Here is a 19,918-nt window from a genome sequence, read left to right as displayed (position 1 = left end):
TCACCCACGCATCCGCTCGAAGTTCGCGTCGAACAGTGGGACCGGCTGCATGCGCGCAACATGGCGTTTGCCCAGAAGCTCGATCTCAAAACCGTCGACTTCGTCGGCAATCTCTTTCGGCACATAGCCGATAGCGACGGATTTTTTCGAATGATGCGCATAGCCGCCCGACGTGACCCAGCCGCGCACGGCGCCGCCATGCCAGATTGGTTCGTCGCCGATGACGTCGGCATCGACAGCATCGACGACAAAGGCCCGCAGCCGCAGTCTGCCGCCTTGCTTGCGCTCTGCCAGCGCCGCCTGCTTGCCGATGAAATCGGCCTCCTTGGCATAGGCGACGAAGCGATCGAGGCCGGCCTCCAGCGGCCCATAGATCGGCCGGTATTCGCGCGCCCATGAGCCGTAATTCTTTTCCAGCCGCAATGCGTTGAGCGCTCGCGAGCCGAACAGGCCGATGCCGAATTCTTCGCCCGCCGCCATCAGCGCCTGATAGGCGGCGCACTGATATTCCGGCGCCACCCAGATCTCGTAGCCGAGATCGCCGGTGTAGCTGACACGCCCGACCAGACACGGCGCCATGCCGATGTCCATCTTGCTGATGGCCATGAACGGAAAGGCCGTATTCGACACATCAGATCGTGTGACCTTTTCAAGAAGGTTCCGCGTGCTCGGCCCGGCGATCGATAAGCCGGTGAGTTTTGCTCCCAGCGCTTCGATACTGACCGAGCCGTCCTTCGGCAGATGCGCTTCGAACCAGCGCATATGGTACTGCTCGGCGACGCCGGAGCCGGCCAGGAACCAGCCGTCCCTTTCCGAATTTGGGCTGCTGAGATTGGCTAGCGTGAAATCGCCAATCAGCCTGCCGTCTTCCTTCAGCATCGGCGCCAGCGTCATGCGGCCGGGCCTTGGCAGCTTGCAGGCAAGCAGGCGGTCGAGCCAGGCTGCAGCGCCCTCGCCCGTCACCTTGTATTTGGCGAAGCTCGAAATCTCCGACAGGCCAACGCCTTCTCGAACGGTCTTGACCTCATTTGCGACATGCTCGAAATCGCTCGAGCGCCGCCACGAGAACTCGTCCCTCACGCCTTCCGGCGCATACCATAGCGGCACTTCCAGCCCATAGGCGACGCCCCATTGCGCGCCTTTGGCCGACAGGAGATCATAGACCGGTGTGGTCTTGAGCGGCCGTCCAGCGGGCAGTTCCTCGTTGGGGAAGCGGATCGAAAACCGCCGCGAATAGTTTTCGCGCACCTTGGCGTTGGTATAGGCCATCGTGGCCCAGTCACCGTAGCGCGACACATCCATCGCCCAGATGTCGGCGCCGGGATCGCCCTCGATCATCCAGTTCGACAGCGCCAGCCCGACGCCGCCCCCCTGTGAGAACCCGGCCATGACACCACAGGCCACCCAGAACCCCGGCAGGCCGCGCACCGGCCCGACCAGCGGATTGCCGTCCGGCGCGAAGGTGAAGGGCCCGTTGATGATCTGCTTGATACCGGTGTTCTGGAAGGCCGGGAAATGCCGGAAGCCGACCTCCAGCGATGGCGCGATGCGGTCGATGTCGGGCTCGAGCAACTCGTGGCCGAAGTTCCACGGCGTCTGGAACTCGGACCATGGCTTGTTGGCCTTTTCGTAAGTACCCATCAGCATGCCGCCGCGCTCCTGACGCAGATAGAGCTCGCCATCAAAGTCGACTGCATGGATGATTTCCGTGCCGGTCTTCTGGTTCCAGGCGGCGACTTCCGGCATGTCCTCGGTGATCAGGTACATGTGCTCCATCGCCAGCACCGGCAGCTCCAGCCCGACCATGCGGCCGACCTCGCGCGCCCACAGGCCGCCGGCGTTGACGACATGCTCGGCCACCACCTCGCCCTTGTTGGTAATGACGCGCCACAGCCCGTCGGCGCGCCGCACGATGTCCTCGACCTTGGTGAAGCGCTCAACCTCGGCCCCAAGCTTCCTCGCGGCCTTGGCGTAGGCGTGGGTAACGCCGGATGGATCGAGATGGCCATCCTCGTTGTTGCGGACGGCACCGACGAACTGCTTGGGATCGAGCAGAGGCATCAGTTCGGCGGCTTCGGCCGGCGATATCTCCTCGAGCTCGATGCCGAGATAGCGGCCCTTGGCGACAACGCCGCGCAGCCAGTCGAGCCGCGCCTCGGTCGCCGCCAGCAGCACACCGCCGGTCAGATGCACGCCGGTCGCCTGGCCGGACAGTTCCTCAATCTCCTTGTAAAGCGAGATCGTGTATTTCTGCAGCTTGGCGACATTGGGATCGCCGTTGATCGTGTGCATGCCGCCGGCCGCGTGCCAGGTCGAGCCGGAGGTCAATTCATCGCGCTCCAGGAGCACGATGTCGGTCCAGCCGTGCCGGGCCAGATGGAACAGCACGGAGCACCCGACGACGCCACCGCCAATAACCACGACCTTTGCATGTGATTTCATGGGATTCTCGTCATTTCAAAGAGTTGGATGGGTTTCATGATTCTGGAAGAGAAGAAGATGAATCCGAGAAGAGTGGTGCTTAAGGCTCGCTCTGCCCGATCGCTTCCTTGCGCTTGGCTAGGTACGCCTCCAGCGCCTCGCGCCTGGAGATTTCCATCACCGGCTCGGCGTAGTCCTCCAGCGCCTTCTTCCACAGCCTGGTCGCACGCGACGTGGCGTCGAGCCCACCGGCCTCCTGCCAGGCCTCGTAGTTCTGCCAGTTGGACAGTATCGGCTGGTAGAAGGCCGTGGCGTAGCGCTCCAGCGTGTGTGGCTCGCCGAAGAAGTGGCCGCCGGTCGGAACCGCACCCAGAGCCTCGACGGCAAGCTCGGCCTCGTTGACTTCGATCGGGCGCAAAAACTCCATCATGTGCTGGATCATCTCGACGTCGATGATGAACTTTTCGAACGATGCAGTTAGTCCGCCCTCCTGCCAGCCGGCGGCGTGATAGACGAGGTTGCCGTGGCCTAGCACCGCGCCCCACAGCGCCATCAGCGTCTCATAGGCGCCTTGCGCGTCGGCGGCATTGGAGGCTGAGCCCGGTGTCGTGCGATAAGGCAGCTTGTAACGCCGCGCCAACTGTCCGGACGCGATGTTCGCCTTGGTATTTTCAGGCGTGCCGAAGGCCGGCGCGCCCGATTTCATATCGACATTGGAGGTGAAGGCGCCATACATCACCGGCGCGCCGCGACGGACGAGCTGCGTCAGCACAACGCCAAACAGCGCCTCGGCATTCTGCTGGGCGAGCGCGCCGGCAAGCGTCACCGGGCTCATCGCTCCCATCAGCGTGAACGGCGTCACCGCCACCGACTGGCCGAACTCGGCCATCGTCATCAGCCCCTCGGCCATCATCTCGTCGAAGCGGCGCGGCGAGTTGACCGAAATGATCGTGGTGACCCCGGGATCGTCGCGCATCTCGTCAAGCGTCAGTCCGCGCGCGATTGCCGTCATCTTGATGCCGTCGAGCGCCCTGCCACGGCCGATGGCCGAGACGTGAAAGCTTTTGTCCGTCAGCGTCAGATTGGCGAAATAGGTGTCGAGATGACGGGAATTCGCCGGCAATTCCACCGGCGCGCAGACCTGGTTGCCGAGCATGTGGATGCAGTTGAAATGCTGCGCCAGGCGGACGAGATCGGAATAATCGCGCAAATTGCCGGCACGGCGGCCGCGCTCCATGTCGTGCACATTGGGCGGCCCGGCGACGAGCGTGAAGTTGATGGTATTGCCGCCGAGGTGGACGGCATGGGCGGGATTGCGCGGCGTCAGAGTGTAGCTGGACTGTGTCGTCTTCAGCGCTTCCTCGATCATGCCGCGATCGATGCGGACGTTCATCGAGGCATGATCGACCTTGGCCCCGGCCTTCTCGAACAGCGACAGCGCCCGCGGGCTCATCACCTCGATGCCGAAATTCTCCAGGATATGCATAGAGGCTTCATGGATCGCCTCGATCTGGTCGGCCGAGAGCATCGCCATCGGCGGATAAGGGTTTGTCACCCGCCTGAGCGGCAGTTGCGGGATGGCGGTCGGTCCCCTGTTGCTCGTTCGCTCGGCGCCGCGCTTGCGTCTTGGTTCGCTCATGCGGCGCATCAAAGCGCCGGCACGAGGATCGAGCTGTCAAGAATCCGCCACCTGCGGGCGTGATTTTAGCCAAGGCGCCATTCCGGGAATTGCATATCGGTAAAAGCGACAACAAACGTCGGAATCTTCATACTTCCTCAGCGCCTGCCAAAGCGGCCGACGAGCCGTTAAGGAACGCCGCAAGATTCCTTTTATGTTTTCGGCCTAATGCTCTTCCAATGCGTAGGTCGAGTTTTAGTAAAATTGTAGCGATTGCCGTGCCGCTGACGCTTTCGGCATGCGCGACGCCGCCGAACCACATCAACGATGTCTGCGCCGTTTTCGACCAGAACGATGGCTGGTTCGACAACTGGCAGGCGGCGGCACAGCGCGCCGAGCAGAAATATGGGGTGCCGGTCCCCGTGCTGATGGCGACGGTGCGCAAGGAATCCGGCTTCAAGAGCAACGCCAGGCCGCCGCGCACCAAGCTGCTGGGCTTCATTCCCTGGAAACATATCTCCAGTGCCACCGGCTTCTCGCAGGCGCTCGACGGCACCTGGGCGCAATACCAGAACGAGACCGGCAGTTGGGCGGCGCGCCGCACCAGGTTTGCCGATGCCGTCGATTTTGTCGGCTGGTATCATTCCAAGACCGCCGACACGCTCGGCGTCGCCCGCAACGACACCTACAATCTGTATCTCGCCTACTATCTTGGCTGGAATGCCTATAAGCGCGGCAATCGCGGCGGCGCCGACGTGCAGCGCTATGCGCACGCCACCGAACAGATGGCGCAGGACTACGCCGCGCAGCTACGGCAATGCGCGCCCTAGCATATCAACGGTATTTCAGCCGCCCTTGGGTTTGCGCGGCTTGCGCGTGGCGTTCTCAGCTTGGCGGCCGTCGCCGACTGTCGGCGGCGTGATTGGTGCCACCGCGCTATCGGCAGAGCTTGAGATGCCGCCGGTCTCTGAAACCTCGTCGCGAACCTCGTGACGGCGGGCTTTGGCGACCGCTTCGGCATTCTCCGCTGCCTGACCCTCGGCATCGGCTTCAACGCTGCCAGTCTTGCCATGCGGGCGCTTGGGCGGATCTCCAGCAAAGCCCGGGCCAACACCGTGGTTTGCATCATCCGGCACGCCCTCATTCGCCGCGTGTTCCTTGTCGAATTTAATCACCGGCTCCATTTTTGCCAGCACGTCGTCGGCCAGCCAGCACAGGCTCATATGACCGTCGCCGAGATTTTTGACCGGCGGCACCGTAGTTTCGCAAAGATTGTCCGGCACAAGTTTCTTGTAGCCGCAGCGCGTCTGGAACGGGCAGCCCGAGGGCGGGTTCATCGCCGACGGAATGTCGCCTTCGAGCACGATATGCCTTTTCACCACGCTGGTATCGGCAATCGGGATCGCCGACAGCAGCGCCTCGGTATAGGGGTGATAGGGCGGCGAAAATATCTGGTCGGTCGTGCCTTGCTCGACGATATAGCCGAGATACATGACGACGACGCGGTCGGCGATGTAGCGCACCACCGACAGATCGTGGCTGATGAACAGCATCGTGGTCTTGTTCTTGCGCTGGATGTCCATCAAGAGTTCGGTCACCGCCGCCTGGACGGACACATCCAGCGCCGAGACCGGCTCGTCGGCCACCACCACCTTGGCGTCGCCGGCAAAGGCCCGCGCCACGCCGATGCGCTGTTTCTGGCCACCTGAAAGCTGGCGCGGCTTGCGCGTCTCGAATGCCCTTGGCAGCTTCACCAGATCGAGCAGTTCCAGCATCCGCTTGCGGCGGTCGGCCACCGTGTCGCCGACATTGAACTTTTCCAGCGTACGGATGATCTGCGAACCGACCGAATGGCTGGGATTGAGTGTGTCGAACGGATTTTGGAACACCATCTGGATCGACGACACGGTGTCGACGCTGCGCTTCTCGATCCCGGTCGACTGGATTTCCTTGTTGCCCAGCTTCACGCGGCCGGAGCTTGCCGTTTCGAGGCCGAGCAACACCTTGGCCAGGGTCGATTTTCCGCAGCCGGATTCGCCAACGATAGCGACGGTCTCGGATTCGCGCGCCATGAAAGAGATCGTCTCGTTGGCCTTGACGACACGTCCTTCGCTCGAGCCGAACACTTCGCTGCCGCCGACTTTGTAGTACTTCCTGAGGTCTTCGATCTGGAGCACCGGCGCACCGGGCACCACGCGCTCGTTGACTTTCTTGGCGCCAGGCGGCAGCGCCTCCCAGTCGATCTCGTTGAAGCGTACGCAGCGCGAGAAATGCCCGTCATGGCCTTCGACCGCGATCATCGGAATTTCGGCGGCGTTGCAGACGCCCTCGACGAAATGGTGGCAGCGCGGGCCGAAATTGCAGCCCTTCGGCCGCTCGTGCGGCAGCGGCAACTGCCCCGGAATGGATATCAGAGGCCGCGAATTCTTGTCGGCGCCCGGCAACGGGATCGAGCGGAACAGGCCTTGCGTGTAGGGATGGCGCATCCGGTCGAAGACGTCCTTGATCTTGCCCGTCTCCACCGCTTCGCCCGAATACATCACCGTGATGCGGTCGCAGGTCTCCAGGATCAGGCCGAGATTGTGCGACACGAAGATCATCGAGGTCCCGAACTTCTCGCCCAGCCCCTTGACCAGATCGACGATACCGGCCTCAACCGTCACGTCGAGCGCTGTCGTCGGCTCGTCGAGCAGAAGCAGCGCAGGCTTCGACAGCAGCGCCATGGCAATGACGATGCGCTGCTGCTGGCCGCCGGAAAGCTGGTGTGGGTAGGAACGCATCATGCGCTCGGGATCCGGCAGCTTCACCGCGCGCACCATTTCCAACGCGCGTTTATAGGCTTCATCCTTCGATATCTTGTCGTGGATCAGTGGCACTTCCATCAGCTGCTGGCCGACCTTCATCGCCGGATTGAGACTGGCCATCGGCTCCTGGTAGATCATGGCGATCTTGTTGCCGCGGATGGCGCGCAGTTCCTCGTCGGACAGTTCTCCCATGTCCTTGCCTTGGAACTTGATCTTTCCGCCGACGATCTTTCCGATGTTCGAGAGGTCGCGCATGATGCCGAGCGACACGGTCGACTTGCCGCAGCCGGATTCGCCGACGATGCCCATCGCCTCGCCGGGCATGACCGTGCAGGAAAAATCCATGACGGCCGGGATCTCTCCCTTGCGGGTGAAGAAGGAGATCGACAGGTTCTCGATCTCGATGATCGGCCCATTGGTCGGCTTGGCGGGATTTCGAACTGCCTCATTCATGGGTCGCTCCAATCCTTGTTCTGCAGGCATGTCGGGCCGAACCCGGCATCGATCTTTCCCGGTTCAATCTTTCCCGGCATCAATCCTTCATCGACTGTTCGCGCAACGAATCCGCCAGGAGGTTGAGGCCGAGCACGAACGACATCAATGCGATCGTCGGCGGCAGCGCCGGGTGGATGAAAGAGCGCAGCAGCCGGCTGGCATCCTTGATCGCCGTGCCCCAGTCCGGGCTTTCCGGCGCCAGCCCCAGCCCGAAATAGCCGAGCGTGCCGAGCAGGATCGTAGTGTAGCCGATGCGCAGGCAGGCGTCGACGATCAGCGGCCCGCGCGCATTGGGCAATATCTCCCACAGCATGATGTACCAGGGCGATTCACCGCGCGTCTGCGCCGCCGCAACATAGTCGCGCGTTTTGATATCCATGACCAGGCCGCGCACGATGCGGAACACGCCCGGGCTGGAGGCGAACACCACTGCCACGAAGATGTTGAGCTGGTTGGGATCGATGTGGATGATCTTGAACGGATCGGCGTCGAAGACAAGGCCGGCATAGATCCAGCCGCCAACGACCAACGTCAGGCCAAGCAGGATATAGAGGCGGTCGGGCCGGTTCTTGTAGCGCGTCCAGAACAGCACGCTGAAGAAGATGATCGGGAACAGGAAGAACAGCCCGGCCATCGCGTAGGGGATCGGCGTGTCCATGATGCCTGGCGTCACCAGGAGGTAGAACAGCAGGATCACCGGGAAGGCCAGCACCAAATTGGCGAGGAAGGAGAGCACCGTATCGATCCTGCCGCCGTAATAGCCAGCCGGCAGGCCGAGCGTGATGCCGACCATCAGTGCAAAGCCGGTTGCCGCCGGCGCGATGATCAGCACGATCTGGCTGCCATAGACCATGCGGGAGAACACGTCGCGGGCGAGCTTGTCGCCGCCGAAATAGTATACAAGCTTCGACGCCGGCTCGATCGCGCCCGGCAGCGCGTCCTTCATGATCGGCACCTGGGCGAGCGGATCGAAGGGCGCGACGGTCGATGCGAAGATCGCCGTGAACAGCCAGAACAGGCAGATGCCGACGCCGACGATGCCGACGCCGCTGTCGAAAAGCTGGCCGTAAAGGCCAAGCTTCTTCTTGTAGCCGAAGCTCGCCCCCATCACCAGGGCGAGAGCGATCCAGACCGGCCAGAAGCGGGTAAGCACGCCGAGTACGACGTTGAAGGCGCTGAGATATTCGACCTGCATCCGCCCGGTCTCCTATTGAACTCTGATGCGCGGATTGAGGAACGCGTAGCCGACATCGGAGATGAGCTGTGTGATCAGGACGATAAACACCGAGACCAGCGAGCAGCCGAGCAGAAGATCGATGTCGTTGTTGCCGGCCGCCTCGACCAGCGTGTAGCCGAACCCCTGGTAGCGGAACATCACCTCGACGATGACGACGCCGGTGAGCAGCCAGGGGAACTGCAGCATGATGACCGTGAACGGTGCGATCAGCGCGTTGCGCAGAGCGTGCTTTACCACCACGCTGCCGAAGGAGAGGCCCTTCAGCCGGGCGGTTCGGATATATTGCTGCGTCATCACCTCGACCATCGAGGCGCGGGTCATGCGGGCGATGTAGCCGATGCCGTAGATCGCCAGCGTCATCACCGGCAAGGTGAAATTGTAGAAGGTGATGCCCTGGCTGGCCGAGGCCGCCGAGCCGTTCAGCACGCCGAGCCAGGAGGCGAAGATGACGGTGAAGATGACGCCCGAAACATATTCGGGCGTCGCCGTCGAGGCGATCGACGCCACCGACAATGTGCGGTCGGTGCGTGAGCCCTCGCGCATGCCGGCAAGAATGCCGATCAGGAGCGAGACCGGCACCATAACCGCAAGCACGCAGAGCATCAGGATGCCGGTGGCGCTGAGCGCCGGAAAGAGTTTCGAGGCGACCGTCGTCTTGAATTTGGTCGAGCAGCCGAAATCGCCTTGCAGGATGCCGGAAAATGTCGGCACGACCGGATCGTTGCAGAAGGAGAAACGCTGCGCTGGCTTGCCTGTCGCCGGGTCGGTCACCGGCTGCTTGGGCACGACGCCCAGCCATTGTCCGTAGCGGACAAAGAAATTCTGCCGATAGCCATGATTGACCAGCCAAGCCTCGAGCTGCTCGGCCGATGTGTGCATTTCGGTTTGGCTGATCGCGAGCTTCTTCAGATTGGGCCCGAGATTGACCAGGAAGAAGACGATCATCGTCAGGCACAGCATCGTCAATGCCATGGTGCCGAGACGCCTGATAACGAAAGAAAGCATGGCGGTCCCCTGCCGGTCGGGTTGGGGGGTGGAACCGGTTTGCAAGCCGTGCCCTGCCGCCAGCGGCAGAACAAGCCTTCAGACCAGTCCCAGATGCAATACCCTTTTTATTGCAGACCCCGGCCGAAGAGTCCGCAACTTTTTGCTGCGCCGACTTCCGGTCCAAGGACCATGCAACGAGCGAGAGAAAGGGGCCAGACGCCCCTTTCCGGATCGTCCGGTCAGGCCTGGTCGAGCCAGACCTTACCGTAGTCGCGCTCGAAGGTCGGGTGCATCTTGTAGTTCTGCACCGCCTTGACCGAATGGCTGTAGAGCTTGCGCCAATAAGGCTGGATGATAATGCCGGAATCCTGCAGGATCTGCTCGATATCCTTCATCATTTCCTTGCGCTTGGCGGCGTCGGCAACTGCCAGCGCAGCGTTGAGCTTGGCATCCCACTCGGGATTCGACCAAGCCGTCTCGTTCCAGGCTTCACCTGTACGATAGCCGATCGCCAGAACCTGGACGCCGAGCGGCCGCATGTTCCAGTTGGTCATCGACAGCGGATACTTCGTCCAGTCGTTCCAGAAGGTCGAACCCGGCAGCACCGTACGCTTTACCTTGATGCCGGCGTCGCGCATCTGCGCGGCGATCGCATCGCCGGTGTTCTTGTGCCAGTCTTCGTCGACCGTGATCAGCTCGTGCTCGAAATCGGCTTGGCCGGCTTCCGCCATCAGCGCCTTTGCCTTGGCCGGGTCGCGAGCAACCTTCGGCAATTCGTAGTATTCCGGATGGATCGGGGCGACATGGTGGTTCTCGGCAACCGTGCCGGCATTGCCGTAGCCGAGCTGGAGGACGACAGCGTTGTCGACCGCGAGCTGCAGGGCGTTGCGAACCTTCTGGTCGCCGTAAGGCTTGTTGGTCACATTGGTGCGGCAGACGATCGTCGAGGCGGTGACGACCTCGGACTTCGCCAGGTCCATGCCGTCGAGGATCGACACATAGTCGGCCGAGGTTTCGAAATTGGTGTGCACTTCGCCAGCTTCGAAAGCGCTGACCATCGCCGCCGGATCGGTGCCGTAGTCGATGAACTCGATGCCGTCGAGGAAGACCTCGCCATCCCACCACTTGTTGTCTTCACGACGCTTGTAGACCACTTTCTGGCCGACATCGTAAGAGACCAGCTCGAACGGCCCAGTGCCGATCGGGCAGGACTTGAAGTCGCCGCCTTTTTCGTCGAACGTCTTGTGGACGATGAGGCCGGGATAGTCGCACACGTTGGGAATGAGGGCGATATCGGGCTTGCTGAGCGTCAGCTTGATCGTGTGGTCGTCGACCTTGGTTACCGCGCTCTCATCCAGCTTGTCGTCCTTGACCAGCGAACCGAGGCGACCGGGCATAGAATTGCCTTCGGCCTTCTTGTCGGCCCAACGCTTGAGGTTGAAGATGACGTCGTCTGCGGTGAACGGATCGCCGTTGTTCCAGGTGACGCCTTTGCGCACATGCAGCGTGTATTCGGTAGCGTCGTCATTCACGTCCCAGCTCTCCAGCAGATAGGGGCGGAATGTGTATTCGGTGGTATATTTGACCAGCGGCTCGAGCGCCTGACGCTCGGCATTGGCGATTTCCGACCAGTCGGACTTGCGCGGATCCTTCGGATCCTTGATCCACTGCGCGACCTTCAATACGCCGCCTTTCTTGCCCTGGACCTCTTCCGCCTTGGCCGGCGTGGGGTCTGCAAGGCCAAGTATGCCATATGCCATCGCCGTCGACGCACCGAAGACGCTGGCGAGAGCCAGAAATTCGCGACGATCCATCTTGCCTGCCTTGGCGTCTTCGGCCATGGCCAGGATGTGATCGGGAACGCGGTCGCCGTTACTCTTGTAGATCGTCATGACTAACTCCCATTGTTGGCTTTCTGCCTTTTAACATTCCGCATTCGCGCCATGATGTCAAAGACGGCACGGATTGGGAACATGCCAAGGAATGTGCAACTTTGAAAGCAGGGCGGTTCGCGCGATAACGACAGTCTTGGCGCAAATTTGCTACTGCGCCAGGGATTTCGCGCGAAATCTCCACGGACAATTAAACCGGGACATTTGCTGCTGCGCCGCTCGTTCTTCGGGCAACCAACTGTTCTGCGCGAACAGCCGTTTCAATATTCCCGTTCATAGAAAACACCGCCTTTGGCTTCGCCGGCGTCGGTTGCCTCACCACGCAGCTTGACGCCGCGCCCGACGTCGAGATCGACGGTTGCCTTGCCCGAGCCGGGCCTATCGCCCTTCTGGATCGTCACGTAAGTGCGGTCGTTGAGATACTTGCCCGCCGAGACGGCGGTGCCGCCCTCTTCGTCGGTGATTACGTCGAGATCGTCGACGCCGATCGCGCTGCGCAGGTTCTGCAGCAGGGAGGTCGAGCCGCCGACGCCGGCCAGTTGTCCGGCAGCCTCGGCAAGCTGCGCGATCTGCAGCGGCGACAGGTTCGACATCGAACGGCCGAAGATCAGCTGCGCCAGCACCTCGTCCTCCGGCAGCGCGGGTACCGAGGAGAAGGTGAATTTCGGGTTGGTCGCCTCGCCCGACACCACGATGGTCACGGTGGCGCTGGTTGTCTTGGATTGCGCCGTAAGGTTGAGGTAGGGCACCAGAGAGCCCGAGAAGCCGACCGTGCCTTCGGTGAAGGTCAGCCGCTTGGCAAGGATCGTCAGCCGCCCGCGCCGCAAGGTGAAGGTGCCGACCGCCTGGGGTGACGATGCCGGACCGGTCAGCCGCAGCGAACCGCCGAGCTCGGCGTCGACGCCCCTGCCCTGGATGAAGATCTGGCTCGGCGCATTGATCGTGACGTCGAGGTTGAGGCCACTGCCGCCGCCACCGCTGCTTGCAGCGGCCGGGCGCAACGCCTTGTCCTGCGCACGCACGGCTGCCGGCGCATTCTTGTGCTTGACGTTGAGCTCGGCCAGCGAGCCGGGCAGCTTTTCGGGTACGGTGATGACGGTCTTGGCCAGGTTGACGGTACCGGAAATCACCGGCCCGGAGGTGAGCGGTCCCTTGATGGTCAGGTCGCCGCCGAGGTTAGCAGTGACCACCTTGCCGTCGGTATAACGGCCGTCGACCAGTTTGACCGACAGGTCGGCTGGGAAACCCTTAGCCGGATCGATGCCGACGGTGCCGCTGGCCGAAAGGCTGCCACGCGTCGACAGCGTGCCGGTCAGGCGGTTGATCCTGGCCACGCCACCACCGATAGCGACATCGGCGGTGATGTCGTTGATCGCAAGCCCCGAGCGCGCGTCGACCAGGCGGGCGCCTGACGTACGGACCGTGCCTGAGATCACCGGCGACGTCGCCGGGCCGCGCACCTGCACATCGACGTCGGCCGTGCCGCTCAAGGACAGGCCTTGCGCGGCGAGTGTCCTGGTGAGGAAGGCGAACGGCACCTTGCCGGAAAAGTTGAGATCAAGGGTGGGCGCGCCTGATGTCGTCATCGTGCCGCCGCCCTTGAGGCCAAGGCCGGCGGCATCGCTCATGTTGGCGTCGAAGGTCAGTCTGTTGCCCGAATACGTACCTGAAGACGAAACGCCCATGCCGCCGAAACCTGCACCGCGGGTCTGCGACGTCTGAACGCCTGCGGCGTCGATCTTGAAGGCGACGGCCGGATTGGCCGGCGCGCCCGTCACCTTCACCGTGCCCGAGACGGAGCCGGCGGCATCGAGGCCAGGCGAAAAACTGTTGGCTATCGAGATCGGGACGCGGGCCAGCGTCGCGTTGAGGTCGAGCGCCTGCCCAGCCGTGCCCGTGACCGTCGCCGTTCCGCCGCCGAGGTTGAGCACCAGCCTGTCGAGGCTGATCACTCCATTGGCGATGTTGATGGTCGAGGCCTGGGCGATAGCCGCCTTGATGCCGCGAATGGTCGCCTCGCCGGAGGCAAGTTCGACCGTCGTCGTGCCCTTGACCGCCCTGACCCGGCCGCCGGCCTTCAGCGGAATATCCTTCACGGTGGCGCCACCGGAGAAACCGGTCCATTCGCCGTCGCGCTTGAGATCGACGTCGACACCACGGATAACCGTGCCGCCGGAAGTGACGCTGTCGGCACGGATTTTTCCGGAGATCACCGGTGCCGCCAGGTAGTTGGCGATCAGCGCATCGATGGTCACGGCCTTGGCCGAGACATCGCCGCGCGAGATCGAGCCCGTCGTCGCCTTGATGGCGACCTGCGGCACGGCGCCAGCCCTGGAGAAGGCGATCGTGCCGCGCACATCGCCATCGGCCTTTTCCAGTGCCAGGGCAGCAAGCGGACCGATATCGGGCAGGTCCAGTGCTACCGTACCGACCGGCACGAAGGCATCGTCGAGCGCCAGGTCGCCGGAAATACGGTTCTTGCCCAGCGACAGCAAAAGCCCGTTGATGGCGCGTTTGCCGTCCGATGTCGCCAGCACGGCACTACCCTGCAGCGACTGGCCCGCGACATTTCCGGTGAGTTGTACATTCGCCGCCGGGTTGGCGGCATCAGCCTTGCCGGTGGCGGTGAGCTTCAGTCCGGTGATCTCACGCGCCGCCACCGAAAGCCTATCGCTGTTGACAGTCAGCGACAGATCCGGCGCGGTGCTGGCGCCTTGCGCATTCAGCGCGAAAGAAATAGCGCCTTTGGCATCCTTGGATAGCAGCGAGACGTCGCCCAGCGCGCCTTTGACGTCGGCGCTCAGCTTGTTATCGGCAAGGCTCGCCTGCCCGTCTGCGGTCAGCGCGCCTGATGACAGCCTGATCGCGTTGGCGGTGACATTGCCGTTGGCGTCCCGCTTCAGCGCGGCACTGAGTTGCGTCCGCTCGGCGAGCATGCCACGCGCCGCTACCGGCAGCGCCGCCGACGCGGCATCCGCCTTGAGATTTAGATCGATGGCGCCGTCGGCCAGCGAGACCCGCCCGTTGAAGCCGCTGTTCAACGCGTCGCTGGTCACGGTGCCGCTATCGATGATGACAGCGTCGGCGGCAAGGCTGCCGGCGACTTTGGCAGTGACCTTGCCGGCGATCAGCGGCGCGACGGTCGGATTGTCGAGGCCGATTTTTTCGGCGGTCACCGAGCCGGAGATCGGCCCGCTCCGGGCTTTCACGTCGAAGCGGTCGGAGTGCAGCGCAAGCGTGATGCCCTCGATCTTAGCTAGATTGGTGGCGGCCGATGGCAGCGTCGCGGAGATGTCGAGCTTCGGCTGGGTGCCCTGCCCGGCCGCCTTTAGCGACAGCGTCTGCAGCTCGAGCTTGATCGGGCTCTCCTTGCTGCCGAGCGAAAGCGGCAGGCTCGGGCCGGTGGATGCGAGGTCGAGCGAGAAATCGCTGGCACCGTTCGGATTGATGGTGCCGGCTGCCTTGCCGGAGATTTTCTCGCCGGCAAGCGTCGCATGCTCGATGGCGACGCCGCTGGCCGACGAGAAACGGCCAGCCGCATCGAGATTGAGCGGCCCGAGCCCGGCCCGCCGGGTCTGGCTGGTTTCGCCGCCGCTGAGCCGGGCGTTGAAGCGAATGTCTGGGGCAGCCGACGATCCCGTGACTTGCGCGGTGCCGCTGAGCGTGCCCGCGGCATCGAGGCCCGGTGAAAAATCATTGGCAAGTGCTGCCGGCACCGCCGACAAGGTGGCAGCGAGATCGAGCGTCTGGCCAGCCGTACCCGACACGGCAACCGAACCACCGCCGACACCGAGCGCCAGTTTCTCTATGCTCACCATGCCATTGGCGATTGTCAGCGCCGATGGCTGCGCGACCGCTGCCTTGATGCCGCGGATGGTCGCCTCGCCGGAGGCAAGCTCGATGCTGGTGATGCCGTTCGCAACCCTGACCCGCCCGGCCGCGCTGGCCGGAATGCCGGCGACCGTGGCGCCGCCGCTAAAGCCGGTCCAGTCGCCATCGCGCTTCAGGTCGACGTCGATGCCGCTGATCACCGTGGTTCCGGAGGTGATCGTGTCGGCCTTGATCTTGCCGGAGATCGCCGGGGCTTTGAGATAATTGGCGACCAGAGCGTTGACGGCGATTGTCTTCGCCGCCAGTTCGCCGCGCGAAATCGCGGCGCTCGTCGCATCGATCGCGACCGTCGGCGCACCATTGTCATTCGCGAAACGGATCGTGCCACGCACGTCGCCGGCTACCGTTTGGCCGGCAAGTCTGGCCAGCGGAGCAATATCCGCGGCATCGAGGTTCAACGTGCCGAGCGGCAGCAGGTTGTCGTCGAGCCCGAGGTCGCCGGAGACCTTGTTGTCGGCCAGTGAGACGGCAAGTCCATTGATGGAGCGCTTGCCGTCGGTGGTGACCAGCGATGCCTTGAGGTCGAGCGGCTGGTCGTCGACCGAGCCGGTCAGCGAGACATCGGCGGCAGGGCTGGCAATGTCGGCCTTGCCGCTCGCGCTCAACTTGATCTGCTTCACCGCATGGCCGGACGCCGTCAGGCTGTCGCTGTTGGCCGAAACCGAGAAATCCGGTGCGCTGCGCGCGCCGCTTGCCGTCAGCGCGAAACCGACGGCGCCGCCGACCTTCGCGCCGACCAGCGGCGACAGTACCGACACGTCGCCGAGCGTGCCCTTGATATCGGCCCGGATATCGGTGCCTTGCGCACTGGCGGTGCCGCTGGCACTAAGCGCACCGGAGGTGAGCTGCAATGCGTTGGCGGCGAACGCACCGTCCGGGTCGCGTGTCGCGGTTGCGGAAAACTGCACACGCTCGCCGAGAACCGAGCTGATCTGCGGCGGCAGCGCCGCCGAAGCCGCGTCGGCATTCATCTTGAGCGTCATCGACAGATCGGCCAGCGCCACAGTGGCCGTCACGGACGCATTGAGCGCGTCGCTGCGCAGCGTGCCTTGGTCGACAACGACCTGTTCCTTGCTGACCGAGCCGGCGAGACCGGCGCTGACCCTTCCCGTTATCAGCGGCGCCAATGTCGCAACGTCGGTGTTCAGGCCGGCCGCCGTCAGCTTGATGGTGACGGGCCCGCTACGGTTCTGGATGTCGAAGCCATCAGAATGCACTTGCCCGATCAGGTCGTCCACCCGCGTGCCGCCCGCCACCACGGAGACCAGCGACGCGCCGATATCCACCATCGGCGCCTTGCCATCGCCGAAAGCGCGGGCCGTGGCGTCCTTGATCGCCACGGTTATCGGCTGTGCCTCGCTGCCGAGGCTAAGCACGATCGGCGGTCCTTTCGCGGCGAGTTTCACAGAAAGATCGCTGACGCCCTTCGGATCGACAATGCCGGCGGCGGTCGCGTGCACGGCGCCGCTGTCGATATTGGCGCGCTCGACATCGACGCCGCCGGCCGCGGTCGCTGTGCCGGCGAGGTCGAAGCTGGTCTTGCCGGCAAACAGCGGTTTCAGGGTTTCGGGCAGGAAGCGCTCGAATTCGCCATCGCCGTTGGCCTCGACATAATGACCCTTGTCGGTGAGCTGATGGCGACCGGTCAGTTGGGTGACGATCCGGCCGTCGACAACGAAGGTCCCAATACCATTCCAGTTGGCGAGCGGTCCTGTGCCGGAAACGACAATGTCGACTGGCGGCGTGCCCGGCAGCTTGAGCAGGTTGGCGATGATGCCGCCGGCCGGCTCGGATGCCTTGAGGTCGAGGTCGAGCTTGTTGTCGGCCGGCGCGAAATGGGCTTTGGCGTCGACTGTGCCTTGCTTGCCGTCGTGGCGAACGATGTTGAGATTGGTCTCGATAGCCAGCGGCGAGGCATCCGCCTTGAGCGCTCCCTTGGCTGCCAGCTCGGCGACACCGCTGCCGGCCAGAGCCTGCCCGAGTGCGATTTCGGGAAGGTCGAGCTGCTTGACGTCGATGGAAACCGGCAGCGTGGTCGCCCCGCTTTGGCTCGGCTGTGTGCTGGCCACCGGCAGCCTTGCCAACTCGATACGCTCGGCCCCAATACGATCGGCGCTGAAGCTCTTCGACAGGAGTGCCAGCGGCGACCAGTCGACAGCCACCTTGCGCGCCACCATCCAGGCGCCTTCGCGATCCTCCAGAACGAGATGATCGACCCTCAGCGCGCCCGACCAGATACCGTCGATGCCGACGACAGTGACCTTGCGATCGCCGGTCGAGGCCATGGTCGAGATGATGCCGGCAAGGTTTTCGCGGCCGCGCTCGGTTTTGGTCAGCACGACGAGTGCCCCCACCGCCGCTGCCACCACGATGAGCAGCGTGTAGAAAAGGATACGGAGGATGCGCCTGAATATTGCCATCAGAATGCCTGGCCGATGCCGGCATAAATGCCGAAATGAGGATCGTCGGGGCCGCGGTTGAGCGGCACTGCCGCGTCGATGCGCAGCGGCCCGAACGCCGTCAGATAGCGCAAGCCTACACCCGCGCCGACCTTCATGTCCGAAAAATCGGGGACCTGCCTGGTGGACACCGTGCCGGCATCGACGAACGGCACGACGCCGATCTTGTCGGTGACAGCGATGCGCATCTCGACCGAGGTCTCGAAGAAGGAAAGCCCGCCGATCGGCTCTCCGTTGCTGTCCTTCGGGCCGATGCCCTGATAGGCATAACCGCGCACCGAGCCGCCGCCGCCGGAGTAGAAGCGGCGGTCGGCCGGAACATCCTGAAGACCGGCGCCGATGATCGAGCCGATGGCGACACGTTCGGCGAAAACGAATTTCGAGGCCGAATCGAGCGACTGGTAGGCCGACCCCTCGCCCTTCAGCTTGACGAACGCAGCCCCGCTCAAAATGTCGTAGCTCGGCTCGGCATAGGCCAGCACCCTGAAGCCCCTGGTCGGATTGAGCTTGCTGTCGCGATTATCGTAGACATATTGCAGCGGAATGCTGGCGATCAGATAGGTGTGCTTGCCGAAAGCGTCGTGGATCCTGGAATAGTCGAGCGCGACTTGCGCGGAAACCGTCTGCTTCTTGTCGAGTTCGTAGGACAGGCCGGTGCTGCCCTTGATCGAGAAATGGTCGTAGGCGTCGGGGTGCTCCAGCACGGTATTGACGCTGGCAATGAATTTCGACGCCGGCCCGACCACGCCCGGCTTTTCGAACATGACGCCGGCATTATAATTGAGCTGGGTCAAGTCGTTGCTGCCGATGCCGCTGATCTTGCCGTCGATGCGCAGCTTTTCGGCGCGGCCAAACAGATTGCGGTGCCCCCAGTAGCCTTCGAGGCCCAGCCCTTCGGTGTTTGAGAAACTGCCGCCAATGCCGAAATAGCGCGGCTTGCGTTCGCTTACCTGGACACCGATCGGGATGTTGCCGTCGGCGTCGAGCGCGTCGGCTTCCTTCACCGTCACGCTGTTGAAGACCTCGAGCCCGAGCAGCCGGTCGCGCGCATCGTCGATCTCATCGGGCGAATATTGGCGGCCGCGCTTCAGGCCGGTCATATATTCGGTGAAATCGCGGTCGACCTTTTCGGTGCCCTCGACAGTGGTGTCGCCATAGCCGGCGACCGGCCCGGCCGCGACGGTGAGCGTCACGTCGAGCGTCGAACCGGCGTGCTCGGCGACGATCTCGCGGCCCGTCACCTTGGCCAGCGGCCTGCCTTCTTGCTTGAGTGCCCGCACGATCGCCGCCTCGGCCTTGAGCACGGCGCCCGAACTGGCGTCACCGCCGGCGATCAGACCGAAGTCGGCACTTGCCAGCCCCGCTGCATCGCCTTTCAGCCTGATGTTGCCAAGCGTGAATTTGGGTCCGGCTGCTATGCTTATCACCACCGGAATCGGCTGCGGGCCGGAAAACTCGGCATCGGGCGGTAGATCGTCGAGCGGCTTGCCCTGAATAGTGATGGTGACGACACCCTCGTAGCGCGCGTCCGCGTAGAGCGCGGCGACAAGTTGCTCACGGTCGCTGCGCGCCTTGGCCAAAAGACCCAGCGAACCTGATACCGGGTGTTCCTCGTCGGCTTTCAGCGCCGAGGCGTTTTCGAGCTTCTCGGCAAGATCCTCGTCGGCGTCGGGCGCTTCTATCGTCACGGCATAGCGCAGTGGGTCGACGATGTCGGCATCTTCGTCCTTTGACGACCCCCAGAGCTTGATGCCGAAAATCTCGAAGGCTGCCGCACTTCCGGTTTCGGCAACAAGTGCCGTCGAGCACAACAAAGCGAAAAGCAGGGCGCGCGAAAGCGCGCGCTGTGGCGCGGTTCCTCCCGACATCTGCCTTTCATACGCCGGCATTATGCTCCTAGCCTAGCTCGCAAACCTAAAATTGGAATGAAGTTCTGAAGCACTCGTAAAGGGGCCACAATCCAATTGCTGAAATAGACAGGGCTTGGAACTCACACCTTCTGCGTCGCCGCAAGAAAGCGTGATCCCCTGTCCTATGGAGCTACTACCGGTCACCGACCGGAAAGCAAACCGTTGGCAGGCGGATCCTGCCGCGTCCTGATGTTGACAAGCGCG

At 63.1% G+C, this 19,918-nt stretch carries 9 protein-coding genes; 1 reads left to right on the top strand and 8 read right to left on the bottom strand.

All coding sequences use genetic code 11. The features are described from left to right. Both NKH71_RS01470 and NKH71_RS01465 read right to left on the bottom strand, forming a co-directional pair. Positions 1–2,442: a GcvT family protein gene (locus NKH71_RS01470; protein ID WP_352894184.1), complete on the bottom strand. Its 2,442-nt coding sequence runs from the start codon at positions 2,440–2,442 to the stop codon at positions 1–3. A gap of 79 nt (positions 2,443–2,521) precedes the next feature. Beyond that, positions 2,522–4,060, bottom strand: a complete 1,539-nt coding sequence (locus NKH71_RS01465; RefSeq protein WP_023720869.1) for a trimethylamine methyltransferase family protein — start codon at positions 4,058–4,060, stop codon at positions 2,522–2,524. A gap of 218 nt (positions 4,061–4,278) precedes the next feature. Here NKH71_RS01465 and NKH71_RS01460 point away from each other — a divergent pair, with 218 nt between their 5' ends. Then, positions 4,279–4,869, top strand: a complete 591-nt coding sequence (locus tag NKH71_RS01460; RefSeq protein ID WP_352495143.1) for a transglycosylase SLT domain-containing protein — start codon at positions 4,279–4,281, stop codon at positions 4,867–4,869. Positions 4,870–4,884: 15 nt separating this feature from the next. On the opposite strand, the gene NKH71_RS01455 is transcribed toward NKH71_RS01460, so the two are convergent. The 6 genes from NKH71_RS01455 to NKH71_RS01430 form a co-directional block, all read right to left on the bottom strand. After that, complete coding sequence (locus NKH71_RS01455) at positions 4,885–7,296, bottom strand: dipeptide ABC transporter ATP-binding protein (RefSeq protein WP_352788493.1); 2,412 nt, start codon at positions 7,294–7,296, stop codon at positions 4,885–4,887. A gap of 79 nt (positions 7,297–7,375) precedes the next feature. After that, complete coding sequence (locus tag NKH71_RS01450; protein ID WP_352482929.1) at positions 7,376–8,533, bottom strand: ABC transporter permease; 1,158 nt, start codon at positions 8,531–8,533, stop codon at positions 7,376–7,378. Positions 8,534–8,545: 12 nt separating this feature from the next. Further along, positions 8,546–9,580 carry an ABC transporter permease gene (locus NKH71_RS01445; RefSeq protein ID WP_023720873.1) on the bottom strand — a complete coding sequence of 345 codons (1,035 nt, stop codon included), beginning with the start codon at positions 9,578–9,580 and terminating at the stop codon, positions 8,546–8,548. 221 nt (positions 9,581–9,801) lie between these two features. Beyond that, complete coding sequence (locus NKH71_RS01440) at positions 9,802–11,454, bottom strand: ABC transporter substrate-binding protein (RefSeq protein ID WP_352495141.1); 1,653 nt, start codon at positions 11,452–11,454, stop codon at positions 9,802–9,804. A 260-nt stretch (positions 11,455–11,714) separates the two neighbouring features. Then, positions 11,715–17,765 carry a translocation/assembly module TamB domain-containing protein gene (locus NKH71_RS01435; protein WP_352894180.1) on the bottom strand — a complete coding sequence of 2,017 codons (6,051 nt, stop codon included), beginning with the start codon at positions 17,763–17,765 and terminating at the stop codon, positions 11,715–11,717. Next, complete coding sequence (locus NKH71_RS01430; RefSeq protein ID WP_023720875.1) at positions 17,765–19,693, bottom strand: autotransporter assembly complex protein TamA; 1,929 nt, start codon at positions 19,691–19,693, stop codon at positions 17,765–17,767. The genes NKH71_RS01435 and NKH71_RS01430 overlap by 1 nt, the downstream gene beginning before the upstream one ends. Between the last annotated feature and the right edge of the window lie 225 nt (positions 19,694–19,918).

The sequence above is a fragment of the Mesorhizobium sp. M0983 genome (assembly GCF_040318975.1).
GTDB lineage: Bacteria > Pseudomonadota > Alphaproteobacteria > Rhizobiales > Rhizobiaceae > Mesorhizobium.
Note: the sequence above shows the minus strand (reverse complement) of the source record. Positions and strands in the feature narration are given on the sequence as shown.